Source organism: Hymenobacter lapidarius (genome assembly GCF_001816145.1).
Lineage (GTDB): Bacteria > Bacteroidota > Bacteroidia > Cytophagales > Hymenobacteraceae > Hymenobacter > Hymenobacter lapidarius.
The window spans coordinates 56,914-70,269 of sequence record NZ_MDZB01000066.1 but is presented as its reverse complement, the minus strand read 5'-3'; the positions used below and the strand labels follow the sequence as shown (position 1 = coordinate 70,269).

General features: G+C 61.3%; 9 protein-coding genes, 1 tRNA gene and 1 pseudogene. 5 read left to right on the top strand and 6 right to left on the bottom strand.

The features are described 5' to 3' along the window. Positions 1–84: 84 nt before the first annotated feature. A complete protein-coding gene (locus tag BEN47_RS03250) occupies positions 85–639 on the bottom strand; it encodes a GNAT family N-acetyltransferase (protein ID WP_070725052.1) in 555 nt (184 codons plus the stop codon). Between the two features lie 130 nt (positions 640–769). On the opposite strand from BEN47_RS03250, the pseudogene BEN47_RS03245 reads away from it, so the two are divergent. Beyond that, a pseudogene (locus tag BEN47_RS03245) lies at positions 770–1,507 on the top strand (SDR family oxidoreductase). 93 nt (positions 1,508–1,600) lie between these two features. Here the strand turns inward: BEN47_RS03245 and mqo are convergent. Then, positions 1,601–3,106 (bottom strand): malate dehydrogenase (quinone), encoded by a 1,506-nt coding sequence (gene mqo / locus BEN47_RS03240; RefSeq protein WP_070725049.1) that lies wholly within the window; start codon positions 3,104–3,106, stop codon positions 1,601–1,603. 162 nt (positions 3,107–3,268) lie between these two features. Between mqo and BEN47_RS03235 the strand changes: the two genes are divergently transcribed. The 3 genes from BEN47_RS03235 (at position 3,269) to BEN47_RS03225 (ending at position 6,527) form a co-directional block, all read left to right on the top strand. Further along, on the top strand, positions 3,269–4,354 hold the full coding sequence (locus BEN47_RS03235; RefSeq protein WP_083322067.1) for an asparaginase: 1,086 nt from the start codon (positions 3,269–3,271) through the stop codon (positions 4,352–4,354). Positions 4,355–4,471: 117 nt separating this feature from the next. Next, positions 4,472–4,559 (top strand) — tRNA-Ser (locus tag BEN47_RS03230). Positions 4,560–5,084: 525 nt separating this feature from the next. Continuing rightward, entirely contained in the window at positions 5,085–6,527 is a 1,443-nt protein-coding gene (locus BEN47_RS03225; protein WP_070725047.1) for an MFS transporter, read from the top strand. Between the two features lie 159 nt (positions 6,528–6,686). On the opposite strand, the gene BEN47_RS03220 is transcribed toward BEN47_RS03225, so the two are convergent. After that, the gene (locus tag BEN47_RS03220; protein WP_070725094.1) at positions 6,687–8,351 is read right to left on the bottom strand and encodes an amidohydrolase; all 1,665 of its coding nucleotides are present in this window, start codon (positions 8,349–8,351) and stop codon (positions 6,687–6,689) included. A gap of 232 nt (positions 8,352–8,583) precedes the next feature. Beyond that, positions 8,584–9,354 (bottom strand): AMP nucleosidase, encoded by a 771-nt coding sequence (locus BEN47_RS03215; protein ID WP_070725045.1) that lies wholly within the window; start codon positions 9,352–9,354, stop codon positions 8,584–8,586. Between the two features lie 119 nt (positions 9,355–9,473). Between BEN47_RS03215 and BEN47_RS03210 the strand changes: the two genes are divergently transcribed. Further along, the gene (locus BEN47_RS03210) at positions 9,474–9,935 is read left to right on the top strand and encodes a type I restriction enzyme HsdR N-terminal domain-containing protein (protein WP_070725042.1); all 462 of its coding nucleotides are present in this window, start codon (positions 9,474–9,476) and stop codon (positions 9,933–9,935) included. An 8-nt stretch (positions 9,936–9,943) separates the two neighbouring features. On the opposite strand, the gene BEN47_RS03205 is transcribed toward BEN47_RS03210, so the two are convergent. Continuing rightward, positions 9,944–11,854 (bottom strand): LTA synthase family protein, encoded by a 1,911-nt coding sequence (locus tag BEN47_RS03205; RefSeq protein ID WP_125921467.1) that lies wholly within the window; start codon positions 11,852–11,854, stop codon positions 9,944–9,946. A 173-nt stretch (positions 11,855–12,027) separates the two neighbouring features. After that, complete coding sequence (ald, locus tag BEN47_RS03200; RefSeq protein WP_070725039.1) at positions 12,028–13,155, bottom strand: alanine dehydrogenase; 1,128 nt, start codon at positions 13,153–13,155, stop codon at positions 12,028–12,030. Positions 13,156–13,356 lie beyond the last annotated feature (201 nt).

Here is a 13,356-nt window from a genome sequence, read left to right as displayed (position 1 = left end):
TCAATTTAACACCGATTGATTTCACACCACGTCGGCGTCAGATTTTAGTTGAGCTAAGCCCGGCTCAACAATAACGAGGCCACGTTACGCGTGGGCGCTGGCCGCCGGCTGCTGGGCGCGCCACTCATCTTCCAAAATACCCATTTCGATAAGACTCCAGTACTCGTCGTCGTGGCGCACCACGTCGCGCATCACGCCTTCCTGCTGGAAGCCGGCCTTGAGGTAGCAGTTGATGGCTGCGTGGTTGAAGTCGTACACGCCCAGGCTGATGCGGTGCAGGTTCAGGTCCTCGAAACCGATGCGCAGCAGAGCCTTCACCATGCCCTGGCAGATGCCGCGGCGGCGGGCGGTGCTGTGGCCCACCAGCACGCGCGTGATGCGCCCGGCCCGGTCGCGCTGGCTGATGCCGCCCAGCGAAATATGGCCCACCGTAGTGCCCGTGGCGGTCTCTACGGCTTTGTAGATAAACACGCTGGGGTCTTCCACGTTGTTGGAGTCCTCAATGTACCACGTAAGGCCGACCTCGGTGAGGGGAAATGAAAACATCGAGCCGCTCCATTCTTTCATCAGCCGCTCGTCGCTTACCCAGTCAATAAGTTGGGGGAAATCGGTGGGTGTGAAGGGTTCCAGTACAATCATATAAAGCGCGCAGCGCGGGGAGTAAGGCCAGCAATAAGCCCGCAAGATAAGCTGCACAGCGGCCGGTTGTCAACCATCGGGCCGGGCCACTTGTTAGAGCGGTTCGTTTCCTAAAAAGACCCTTCCGCGTATGAACCTCTCCAACAACACCGTGCTGCTTACTGGCGGCGCTTCGGGCATTGGGCTGGCCCTGGCCGTCCGGTTCCTGCAAGCCGGCAGCGAAGTCATTATCTGTGGTCGGCGCGCCGAAAAACTGGCCGAAGCCCGGCAGCGGTACCCCGGCCTGCATACCCGCGTGTGCGACGTGGCCGATGCCGCCGAGCGAGTGGAGCCGGTGCGCTGAGCTACCACCGAATTTCCGGGCCTCAACGTGTTGGTAAATAACGCCGGCATCCAAAACCGCATCGAGCTGGCGGAGGACACCGCCGACTGGAACACTCGACGCCAGGAGCTGGTCATCAACGTGGAGGCGCCCATTCATCTGGCTATGTTGCTCACGCCGCACCTGCGGCAGCAGGCCCGCCCCGCCATCATCAACGTCACGTCGGGACTATCGTTTGCGCCGGCCGCTTTTGCGCCCATCTACTCGGCCACCAAGGCCGCGCTGCACTCCTTCACGCTCTCGCTGCGCCACCAGCTGGCACTCATTGGCATAGCAGTACTCGAAATAGTGCCGCCCGCCGTGGATACCGACCTCGGCGGGCCCGGCCTGCACACCTTCGGCGTGCCCGTCGATGATTTTGCCGATTCAGTGATGGCCCGCTTGGCCGCCGGCGAGCAGGAAGTAGGGTACGGCACCTCGGAGCAGGCCCGCCTGGCCTCCCGCGCCGAACTTGACGAACGGTTCAAGCAGATGAATAATCGCTAGCCGGAGCCGCTGGAGTGAAAAATGCAGTTGTTCAGCAATTCGTTTTTTGGTTGATTGTCATCCTCTGCAAGCTCAAGATGACAGAGTGATTTTTTAATGCTCCAATTGCAGCGCCTGGCGGCTGCGCTCGCGCACTGCCGCCGTCAGCGCCGGGTCGGGGGCCAGCTTCTGACCAAAGGAGGGCACTAATGTGCGGAACCGGGCCTGCCACTCGGGCGAGGCCGCCCGCTCGGGAAAGCACTTTTGTACCAAATCGAGCATGATGGCCACGGCCGTGCTGGCGCCCGGCGAGGCGCCCAGCAGGGCCGCCATGGAGCCGTCGGCCGACGTCACCATTTCGGTGCCAAATTCCAGCACGCCGCCCGCTTTTTTGTCTTTCTTGATGACCTGTACGCGCTGGCCGGCCACTGCCAGCTGCCAGTCGGCGGGGTTGGCGGTGGGGTAGTACTCGCGCAGGGCGGCAGTGCGGTCTTCCGGCGACTGCAGCACCTGCCCGATGAGGTAGCGTGTCAGGCCCAGGTTGCGCGCCCCGGCAAAAATCAGCGGCCGGATGTTGCCCAGTTCAATGGACTTAAACAAATCGGTGTACGAGCCCTGCTTCAAAAACTTGGTGCTGAATCCCGCATACGGGCCAAAAAGCAGCTCCTTTTGCCCGTTAATCTGGCGGGTGTCGAGGTGCGGCATGGACATGGGCGGCGAGCCCACGGCCGGCTTGCCATACACTTTGGCCTCGTGGCGGGCAATCACCTCGGGGTTCTGGCACTTCAGCCACTGCCCACTCACGGGAAAGCCACCGAAGCCGTTGGCCTCCGGGATTTCGGTTTTTTCGAGCAGCGTGAGTGTGCCGCCGCCGGCCCCAATAAATACGAAGCGCCCGCGCACGATGCGGCTCTCGCCGGTAGCCACGTTACGGACTTTGAGGCGCCAGATGCCGTCGTCCTTGCGCCGGAAGTCTTCCACCTCGTGCCCCAGATTGAAATCGACTCCGGGCAACTTCTTCACGCAGTTGTACATGGTGCTGGTAAGGGTGCCAAAGTTCACGTCGGTGCCCATTGCCATGCGGGTGGCGGCCACGGGCGTGGCCGGGTCGCGGCCGTCCATCACCAGCGGAATCCAGGCCGCAATCTGGGCGGGGTCTTCGCTGAATTCCATGCCCTGAAACAGGGGCGAGTGCAGCAGGGCGGCGTGCCGCTTGCGCAGGTATTCCACGTTGGCCGCGCCCCACACAAAGCTCATGTGCGGAATGCTTTGGATGAACGAGGCCGGGTCGGGAAGCACGCCTTCCTGCACCAGCGAAGCCCAGAACTGCTTGCTGAGCTCAAACTGCTCGGCAATCTTGTCAGCCTTGCTGATGTCGATGGAGCCGTCGGGGCGCTCGGGGGTGTAGTTGAGCTCGCAGAAGGCGGAGTGGCCGGTGCCGGCGTTGTTCCAGGCATCGGAGCTTTCGGCGGCCACGGCGTCGAGGCGCTCGTAGCCGGCAATGGTGAGGGCGGGGTCGAGGGATTTGAGCAGCACGGCCAGCGTGGCGCTCATGATGCCGGCGCCGATAACGATGACGTCGGAGACGGGTTTGTCGGGGGTGGGGTCCGTTAGGGTCATAAAAAAGAATGGAGGGGCCGCAGTCAATACGAAGCCCGGCGGCGTGGGGCTGGAGCGGCGGGCGAAAAAAACCCGCGGGCTACCTTGCGCCGGTGAACCGCCGCCGCCTTGCCCGGCGCGCCGGGCAGCGCACCGCTGCCCATTTTCCGTGTTACTTCGCCCATGCCCGACCTCGATTTACCGCTTCTGCCCCTGGCTACCCTCGCCGATGCCGCCAATACCGCGGCCCCGCGGCTGCTCATCATCTACACCGGGGGCACGGTGGGCATGGCTGTCAACCGCAGCGGCGAGCTGGTGCCCATGCAGTTCGGTCGCCTCGACCGCAAGATGCCCGAGCTGGCGCGCCTGCCGTTTCAGCTCGCCCTGCTCAGCCTGCCCGCGCCCATCGACAGCAGCAACGTGACGCCCGCCGACTGGCTGTTTCTGGCCCAGCTCATCGGCCGGCATTATGCCGATTTCGACGGCTTCGTGGTGCTGCACGGCACCGATACCATGGCGTACTCGGCGGCGGCCCTAAGCTACGTGCTCGAGCATTTGGGCAAGCCGGTGGTGTTTACGGGCGCGCAGGTGCCGGTGGGCGTCAGCCGCTCCGATGCCCAGCGCAACCTCGTGACGGCGCTGGAAATTGCGGCGGCACGCCACCCCCGCGCCCACACCGTGCGCGTGCCGGAAGTGTGCGTGTTTTTTAATGATGTATTGATTCGCGGTACGCGGGCTAAAAAGGTTGAAAGCCAGCAGTTTGCCGCCTTTAAAAGCGAAAACTACCCGCCGCTGGCCCGTGCCGGCATCAGCCTGGAGTTTGACGACAAAAGCATCCGGCTGCTGCCCGGCGCCAAGCTCAAAGTGCACTCCAACCTGGAAACTGGCGTGGCGGTCTTGCGCCTGTTTCCAGGCATCACCGAAGCCGTGGTGAGCGCCATATTGGGCATTGCCGGCCTGCGCGGCTGCGTGCTCGAAACCTACGGCTCGGGCAATGCGCCCACGGCGCCGTGGTTCCTGCAGTGCCTGGCCAATGCCCGCGCCCGCGGCGTGTGGCTGCTCAACGTGAGCCAGTGCGAGGAGGGCCGCGTGGTGCAGGGCAAGTACGAAACCAGCGCCCGTTTCGCGGAGCTGGGCATTGTGGGCGGCGACGACATCACCACCGAAGCGGCCGTGACCAAGCTCATGTTCGTGCTCGGCCTCGGGCTGGGGGAGGAGCGTACTCGCCAGCTGCTCATGCAGGACCTGCGCGGCGAGATAACGCATTGAAAATCAATTATGAGTTATGAATTATGAATTATGAGTGGTCGCAGGGTCCACTCATAATTCATAATTCATAACTCATAATTGATTTCCGCTCTATCTTTGCCCCACCAACCACCACCTTGAGGGGTGTCCGAGTGGTCGAAGGAGCACGCCTGGAAAGTGTGTATGGCTCAAAAGGTCATCGTGGGTTCGAATCCCATCCCCTCAACTAAAAGCCCGTTTCCTGATAGGAAACGGGCTTTTTTATTTAAATTGTTGGGTCCGGTTGATGTCGTTTGCTCGTCTATAACCTGTGTTACTGCAATTTCGGTGCGGGCCATGTCAGTCGGGCGCGGAAAGGTGATTGACTAGTTGCGGCTGGTTCCCGATGCCAAGCCGCTGACGTGACTTGGAGCCGCGTCGATTACTTGCTCAGGGCGTTGTAACACTTCACAGCGTGGCGGCATTAGCTGATTCAGTACAGCTTCTGGTTGTTAGGAGCGGGCCCGAATGACTATGCTACCGTCGAGTAGGGCTTCCGCTCCAAAACCAACACCTGCGTTTTTTGCCTATTAAGGCACTTTAGTATCTGCAGATTCTCGAAGCTGCAGATGCTTTATCTTTATTTCCAAGCTCAGATGGCACCTGTGTGAAATTTGGTGCGGAAGCCCTATCCGCCGAGTTATCCGGCAACAGAAGCGCTTAAAACCCGTTACCTTGCCCGGCGATACCGCACCAACCCGCGCCTTCCCTTATGGCCCCCAACACAATTCCGACGGCAGTTCCTGTAGCCGTTGAAAAAGACAACAAGCGCATCACCACCGGCTGGACCTTCTACGACTGGGCCAACTCCGTGTACCCGCTGGTGATTACCTCCAGTATTTTCCCCATCTATTGGAGCTCCGTGGTGAAGGAAGTGACGGGCACCGACAGCGGTAAAACCCCGGTCGACTTCCTGGGGATGAGCATCCCGGGCACGTCGCTGCAGAACTATTCGGTCTCGGCCGCCTTCCTCATCATTGCCCTGATTAGCCCGCTGCTCACGGCACTGGCCGATTTTTCGGGTCGGAAGAAGCTCTTTTTGCAAGTGTTCTGCTACATCGGCGCAGCGTCCTGCGCGGGGCTGTTTTTCTTCGAGCCCAGTACGTTCACCCTCGGCGTGTTTGTGTTCATCATGGCCACCATCGGCTTCTCGGGCTCCATTGTTTTCTACAATTCCTACTTGCCCGATATTTCCTCAGAAGAGAAATTTGATTCTCTCTCAGCGCGGGGCTTTTCCATGGGCTACATCGGGTCGGTGGTGCTATTGGTGCTGTGTCTAATTCTCATTCAGGGACCTACATTGAGCGGCACCCCGCTCTTTGGCCTGACCACTGCCAAGGCCACGCAGTACAGCTTCCTGCTTACCGGCCTCTGGTGGGCGGGCTTTGCCCAAATTCCCTTCGCCACGCTGCCCACAGACCCGGGGCGCCCCGCTGGCGCGGCTTCCGATTCGGGCTGGGTGCTCAACGGCTTCCGCGAGCTGGGCAAGGTGTGGGAAGAAACCAAAAAACAGCCCAACCTGAAGCGCTTTCTGCTGGCCTACTTCACCTACAACATGGGCGTGCAGACGGTGATGTACGTGGCCACCCTTTTCGGCTCGGAAGAGCTGGGGCTGGACACCACCGCACTCATCATCACCATTTTGCTGCTGCAAATTGTGGGCATTCTGGGGGCGTATTTATTCGCCAAGCTCTCCGAGCGCATCGGCAACACCCGCGCCCTGAGCTGGGCCGTGTTCATCTGGATGCTGATTTGCGTGGCGGGCTACTTCGTGCAGGCTGGTTGGTCTTTTTACGCGCTGGCCTCCGTTATCGGCCTCACCATGGGCGCGGTGCAAAGCCTGTCGCGCTCCACGTATTCGAAGATTATCCCTGAGAATACGCCCAATTCGGCGGCCTATTTCAGTTTTTTTGATGTGACGGAAAAGGTCGGCATCGTCATTGGCCTGGTGGTGTTTGGGGGTATTTCGCAGCTCACGGGCGGCAACATGCGCTACAGCATCCTAGCCCTGATTGTCTTCTTCATCTTGGGTCTGTATTTTCTGCTCAAGCTGCGGGGCCGCAAGCTGCGCGAAGACGCGCCCGGCGCCGACGGTGCTTTGCCTGGGCCAACCCCGGCTGCGCCAGTTGGCGGCCGGCCGGCCACCATTCAATAAAGCCCGGTCATGCAACCAGCGGAAGCATCCTCTCGCCGCTGAACGACAGGTTCTACCCCGGTATGTAGTCGTGCAAAGGAAATAGTAGCAAAAAGGCCTCCTGCTAAGCTCAGCAGGACGGCCTTTTTGTGGCTGGCTTTCGCCCATTCCACAAATTTCTTACTTCTTCTCAAACACCTGCTGGCCACCAATCCAGGTTTGGAGGACGCTGGCGTTGCGCAGCTGCTCATTTGGCGCCGTTATGAGGTCGGTGCCCATCACCACGAAGTCGGCTAGCATGCCGGGCTTGATTTGACCTTTGCGCTTTTCCTCGAAGGCAGCGTGAGCGGCCCAGGTGGTCATGCCGCGCAGGGCGTCGGGGCGGGAGAGGGCATTTTCCATCTGAAAACCGCCCGTAGGGTAGTTCTTGGCATCTTGCCGGGCCACAGCAGAGTGGAAGCCGTAGAGCGGGTTGATGTCTTCCACGGGGAAGTCGGAGCCCAGGGCCAGCTGGCCGTATTGCTTCAGCAGCTCGGCGTAGGCGTAGGCAGTTTTGAGGCGGGCCGCGCCGAGGCGCTCGCCGGCCCAGTACATGTCCGACGTGGCGTGGGTGGGCTGCACCGAAGGCACAATGCCGTACTGCCCAAACTTGGGCATGTCGGCGGGCGTCACCACCTGGGCGTGCTCAATGCGCCAGCGGCGGTCTTTCTGGCCCTTCAGGGCCTCGCCGTAGATGTTGAGGATAATGCGGTTGGCCGAGTCCCCGATGGCGTGGGTGTTCATCTGGAACTTTGAGGCGGCCAGCTCTTTGGCCAGTGCCCGGTATTCCTTTTCGGTGGCAAGCAGAAAGCCGGTTTCCTTGGGCCGGTCCGCATACGGCTCCACCAGGCAGGCCCCACGTGAGCCCAGGGCGCCGTCGGCGTACACCTTGAAGGAGCTTACCGTGAGCTGGTCGGTGAGGATGGGGCCGTTTTTCAGGTAGTGCGTGCGGTTTGGGGCCGTGGGGTTCAGCATGGCGTGGAGGCGCAGCTTGAGCTGGCCCTGCTGCTGCAAAGCGGCCATCTGCTCAATGTCGGCGCGGTCGAGGCCGGCGTCGGCGAGGCTGGTGAGGCCCACGGCCAGGCACAGCTGCTGGGCTTGCAGCAGCAGGCGGTTGCTTTCGGCCGGCGTGGGGTCCGGGATTTTGCTGCTCACCAGCCGCGTGGCGTTGTCCACGAGCAGGCCCGTGAGGCGGCCCTGGGCATTGCGCGTGATGGTGCCGCCGCTAATGGGCGTGCTGGCCGTGACACCGGCCAGGTCCAGCGCTTTCTGGTTGACCACGGCGGCGTGTCCATCCACGCGGGTGATGAGCACGGGCACGTCCGGAAACAGCAGGTCCAACGTGTCTTTGGTGGGGAATTGCTTGGTGGGCCAGTCGTTCTGGTCCCAGCCCCGGCCGGTGAGCCAGGCGGCCTGCGGGTATTTCCGGCGGTTTTCCTGCAGCTTCTGAATGACTTCTTTCCAGGACGAGGTGCCTACCAAATCGGCGCTGGGCAGGGCCAGGGCGTAGCGGTAGAAGTGGCAGTGCGCATCATAAAAACCAGGGTACACGAACTGGCCTTTGGCATCTACTTCCTTGGTGGCGCTATAGCGGGATTTGAGGTCCGCCGACGAGCCCACGGCCACGAACTTGCCGTCTTTCACCGCAAACGCTTCGGCTTTGGCGAAGGTAGAATCGACGGTGTACACCGTGGCGTTGGTCACCAGCAAATCCACGGATTCGCGCTGTCCCTGGCAGCTAGCCAGCGCGCTCAGTGCCAGTAAGGCTACTCCCAGCTTCTGCCCCACAGGCTTGGTAAAATTCATCATGCGTTGTGCTTGGTTGTTGAAATTTTGCACAAGTACGGCACGAAACCAGCACGGTGCGAAAGAGGATGTTGCCGGGATTAAAACCGCCCAAAACACGAACGTCATGCTGAGCTTGTCGAAGCATCTCTACTGCGCTAGTAATTCATTTACTATGCGGTAGAGATGCTTCGGCAAGCTCAGCATGACGTTCTTTATTGTTGTGCTGCCCAGACCAGTTGGGCCTGTCTCCTTAATCGAAGCGCATGTGCTTCACCGATTCGCCGGAAAACTGCAGCTCCTGCAGCGACTCGATGCCGATTTGCAGGTGGCGCTTTACGAAGTCGGTGGTCACTTTCGAGTCCGATTCCGACGTTTTCACGCCTTCGGGCGTCATCGGGTTGTCGCTCACCAGCAGCAGGGCGCCGTGGGGAATGTCGTTCATGAACCCGCACACGAAAATGGTGGCCGTTTCCATGTCCACGGCCAGAGCGCGCACCCGCAGCAGGTAGTCCTTAAACTCGGCATCGTGCTCCCACACGCGGCGGTTGGTGGTATATACCGTGCCGGTGTAGTAGTCCATTTCGTGCTTCTTAATCATCGACGACACGGCGCGCTGCAGGCGGAAGGAGGGCAGGGCCGGGATTTCTTTGGGCAGGTAGTCGTCGGAAGTTCCCTCGCCGCGAATGGCCGCGATGGGCAGCACCAGGTCGCCGAGCTTGGTCTTTTTCAGGCCGCCGCACTTGCCCAGAAACAGGGCCGCTTTGGGCTTCACGGCGGAGAGCAAGTCCATGACCGTGGCCGCCATCGGCGAGCCCATGCCGAAGTTGATAATGGTGATGCCATTGGCCGTGGCCGTTTGCATGGGCTTGTCCTTGCCGCGCACTTCGGTATCGAACTGCTCGGCGAACATGTACACGTAGTTGCTGAAGTTGGTGAGCAGGATGTACTGCCCAAACTCGTTCAGCGGCACGCCCGTGTAGCGCGGCAGCCAGTTGTTTACAATTTCTTCTTTGGTCTTCATAAAGGGTGACTGGGTGGTTGAGCGACTGAGTGAAGGATGGGAGAAAGGACGCAAAACCCGAAGTCACTCAGTCGCTCAGCTACTCAGTCACTCGATTTGGCCCCGTACCTTTGGAGGTGATGCAAGCCCTGGACCTGCCGCCTTTCAATGCCAAACTTACGCAATCGGCCACAAATCAGCCCCTCATCTGGGACGGGCTGCGGCGCAAGCACGTGGTGCTCACGCCCGAGGAGTGGGTGCGCCAGCACGTGGTGCACTACCTGGCCGACCACCTGGGCTACCCCCGCGGCCTGCTGGCCCTGGAGCGCGGCCTGCGCTACAACCAGCGCCACAAGCGCACCGACTTACTGGCCCTGGACGCCGAAGGCAAGCCCCTGCTGCTGGTAGAATGCAAGGCGCCCACCGTGACCATTGATGCCGCCGTGGCCCGCCAGGCCACCACCTACAACCAAACCATCGGCGCGCCGCTGCTGCTGCTCACCAACGGCCTGGTGCACTACTGCTGGCGCGTGGATTTTGAAACGCGCACCAACCAGCGGCTGGAAGAAGTTCCGGCCTACGCTGCGGTGGTGCGGCGGTAGTCGCCCGCCTATTTATACAGCCGGTTATCCAGCAAACTGTTCACGTAGAACTGCACGCTGGCGCGCAGCTCATCGCCATATTTCTTCAGCAGCGCGGGGTCGGGATTTGCCAGCGGCTGCTGCGGAATAAAATGGGTTTGGTAGGGGTAGAGCCGCACCGAATTGTCGCTCTTCAGCTCGGTCACAAAATCGGCGTGCACCAGGTAGAAGGAGTCGCCATCGCGGAGCAGGGCGCGGCCCGTGCTGGCAGTGTCGAAGATGGAGGAGCCGAAGGGCAGCAGCAGCTGTTGTTCCTGCCGCAGCCCGAGCACGTCCAGCACCGTGGCCGGAACATCGGCGTGCTGGGTAATGCGGTGCGGGTTGGTAGCGGGCAGAGCGTGGCCGGGCTGCAGCAGCAGGAGCGGGGTTTTGTGGTAGCCCACGGGGTTATCGTAGCCGGCGCGGTCCGTTTGAGAAGTGTGGTCGGCCGTGAGTACAAACAGCGTGTTCCGATACCACGGCGCCTGGCTGGCCGTCCGGAAAAAGTGGCGCAGCGCCGCGTCGGTGTAGGCTATGGTGGGGTGAATGGGCTGCGTGCCCGCTGGCAGCCTGCCCTGGTACTGGGCCGGGAGCGTAAACGGGTCGTGCGCGCTAAGCGTGAAAAGGGTAGCGAAAAACGGCTCCTTGGTGGTGTTTAGCTGGCGGCTGAAGTACTGCAGGTAGGGCTCATCAAAAATGCCCCAGTGCCCGTCGTAATCGGGGCTGCTGGCGCCGCCGGGGTACTGGCTCAGGCCGTAGTAGTGCTGCATGCCCGCAATGCCGGCAAACATATCGAAGCCCATGGTGCCGTTGGTGCCAGCGTGGTACATGGCCGTGGCATAGCCTTGGTGGCCGAGCATTTCGCCCAGCCCGTGCAGCTCCGCCGTCTGAAAGCTGGAGGTGATAAACGGCGAGTCCATGAGCGAAGGCAGGCCCGAGAGCACCGCTGGCAGGGCCTCAATGGAGCGCCGGCCGTTGGCGTAGTTCTCCCGCATCAGCAGCGAGCCTGGCGCGGTGGCCAACGAATCGAAAAACGGTGTGTAGCCCCCTCGGCCGCCGTTTTCAACGCCTGTGTACTCAGAGCCAAAGCTCTCAAGCAGCAGCAGCACCACGTTTGGGCGCAGGCCGGTGCCGGGCGGGCGGGGGGCCACCACCGGCGCGCCCAGGGCCGGGCGCAAGCCCGTGTCATTCGGGAAGTAGTGCTTGCGCTCCACCTTGGCCCCGTTGAGGGATTTGAGCACGGTGAAGGTGCTGTTCAACACCAGGTGGCCCAGCACGGCCGGCTGCTGCTCGAAGGCGGCGCCGGGACGCAAGGGCTTGAGCTGCCAGCCGCCGCGGATGCCCAGCACCATGGCCCCCACCAGCAGCAGCAGCTCCCCGCCGCGCTGCATCCAAAGCCGTCGGCTGTTGGGCACGGCTGCCTCGGCCGCGGTGGGCATGGGCCACCGGCGCCACAGCAAGTACACCAACGCCCCCAGCGGAAGAAACAAGTACCAGTAGTGCGTCACCAGCTGGCCCGCCTGTTGCCGAATGTCCCCGCCCACGGTGGTAAACTCGTTGCTCAGCCGCCGGCCAATAAAGGCGAAGTACTCCCAGTCAATAATATTGAGCCCAAACCCCACCGTGTTCACCGCCACAAAAAGCCCCCGGAGCCAGCGCTGCCCCCGCCGGGCCGATACCGGAACCACCAGCGAGAGCACCACTAGCGGCAGGTTCAGCCACAGCAGCGCCGACACGTCGAAGCGCAGCCCGTGCCCAAAAGCCAGCAGCACCTTGCCGGCCTCCACGCTCCTGAACGTGGCAAAATTGAAGGCGTAAAATCCCAGCCGCAGCAGCGAGTAGGCTACCAGCAACAAGGCTAAGCGGCGCAGCAACAACCGAATGGCAGGCGAGGGGAGCAAAAGAAGCAGAAGGGTAATAATGAGAAATTCCGAGCGTGCAAAAAGCGCCCATCATCATGTTTTTCAGGTTCGCACAGGCACCCGGGTTTGCAAGCCAGTGAAAGGGCAACCACAAAGGAAAGCCTTCCCGACACTAGTCAGGAAGGCTTTCAACTTTTGATTATTGCTTTTGCTTAAACCGAAGCCAGCTCCAGCACCGTTTCCACGTTCACCAGGGGCAGGCCCCAGGCGTCGGCTACGCCTTTGTATACCACTTCGCCGTGCACTACGTTCAGGCCGAGGCGCAGGGCCTCGTCGCGGCGGCAGGCTTCTTGCCAGCCCAGGTTGGCTAGGCGCACGGCGTAGGGCAGGGTGGCGTTGGTCAGGGCCAGGGTGCTGGTGTAGGGCACGGCACCCGGCATGTTGGCCACGCAGTAGTGCACCACGTCGTCGATGATGAAGGTCGGGTTTTCGTGGGTGGTGGGGTGGCAGGTTTCAATGCAGCCGCCCTGGTCCACGGCCACGTCTACCACCACGGTGCCGGGACGCATGGTCTTCAGCATGTCGCGGGTGATGAGGTGCGGCGCCTTAGCCCCGGGAATGAGCACCGCACCCACAATCAGGTCCGAGGTCTTGATGGCTTCGCGGATGTTGTACTCGTTGGAGTACTGCGTCACCACGTTTTTGGGCATGAAATCGTCGAGCTCGCGCAGGCGGTTCAGGCTGATGTCCATAATGGTGACCTGCGCGCCGAGGCCGGCGGCAATTTTGGCCGCCTGCGTGCCCACCACGCCGCCGCCTAGCACCAACACGTTGGCGGGCTTCACGCCGGGCACGCCGCCCAGCAAAATGCCGCGGCCTTTGAGGGGTTTCTCCAGGTACTTGGCGCCCTCCTGTGGGGCCATGCGGCCGGCCACTTCGCTCATCGGAATGAGTAGGGGCAAGGCGCGGTTGGGCAACTCCACGGTTTCGTAAGCCAGGCACACGGCCTTGCGGGCTATCATGGCGTGGGTCAGCTCCTCGCCGCTGGCGAAGTGGAAGTAGGTGAAGAGCAGCTGGTTCTCCTTAATGAGAGGATATTCTTCCGCAATCGGCTCCTTCACCTTCACAATCATCTCGGCTTGGCCGTACACTTCGGCAATGGTGCCGAGCATGGTGGCGCCCGCCGTTTGGTACTCTTCGTCGGAGAAGCCGCTGCCTTCGCCGGCGGTGCTTTGCACCAGCAGCGTGTGGCCGTGCTTGCGCAGCTCGGCCACACCGGCGGGCGTGAGGCCCACGCGGTTTTCGTTGTTTTTAATTTCCTTAGGAACGCCGATAATCATGAGCGAAGGGTGGGAGTGAAGGTTTGGGAGGAGAAGTACTGTTTCGAGCCGCAAAGATAGGGCGTGCGGCTAGTACCATTGGCGCTAAGATTTGGTTCGGGCCAACTCAATTTCAAAAGAAAAACCCCACCAAAAAAGTAGCGGGGTTTCTCCTAAAGAAAGAAGCCCCGTCAGATTGACAGGGCTCTATACCTAAATCGG

Coding starts and splice junctions, on each gene's coding strand:
- BEN47_RS03250 (WP_070725052.1), bottom strand. CDS start 639: ATGATTGTACTGGAACCCTTCACACCCACCGATTTCCCCCAACTTATT.
- mqo (WP_070725049.1), bottom strand. CDS start 3,106: ATGACCCTAACGGACCCCACCCCCGACAAACCCGTCTCCGACGTCATC.
- BEN47_RS03235 (WP_083322067.1), top strand. CDS start 3,269: ATGCCCGACCTCGATTTACCGCTTCTGCCCCTGGCTACCCTCGCCGAT.
- BEN47_RS03225 (WP_070725047.1), top strand. CDS start 5,085: ATGGCCCCCAACACAATTCCGACGGCAGTTCCTGTAGCCGTTGAAAAA.
- BEN47_RS03220 (WP_070725094.1), bottom strand. CDS start 8,351: ATGAATTTTACCAAGCCTGTGGGGCAGAAGCTGGGAGTAGCCTTACTG.
- BEN47_RS03215 (WP_070725045.1), bottom strand. CDS start 9,354: ATGAAGACCAAAGAAGAAATTGTAAACAACTGGCTGCCGCGCTACACG.
- BEN47_RS03210 (WP_070725042.1), top strand. CDS start 9,474: ATGCAAGCCCTGGACCTGCCGCCTTTCAATGCCAAACTTACGCAATCG.
- ald (WP_070725039.1), bottom strand. CDS start 13,155: ATGATTATCGGCGTTCCTAAGGAAATTAAAAACAACGAAAACCGCGTG.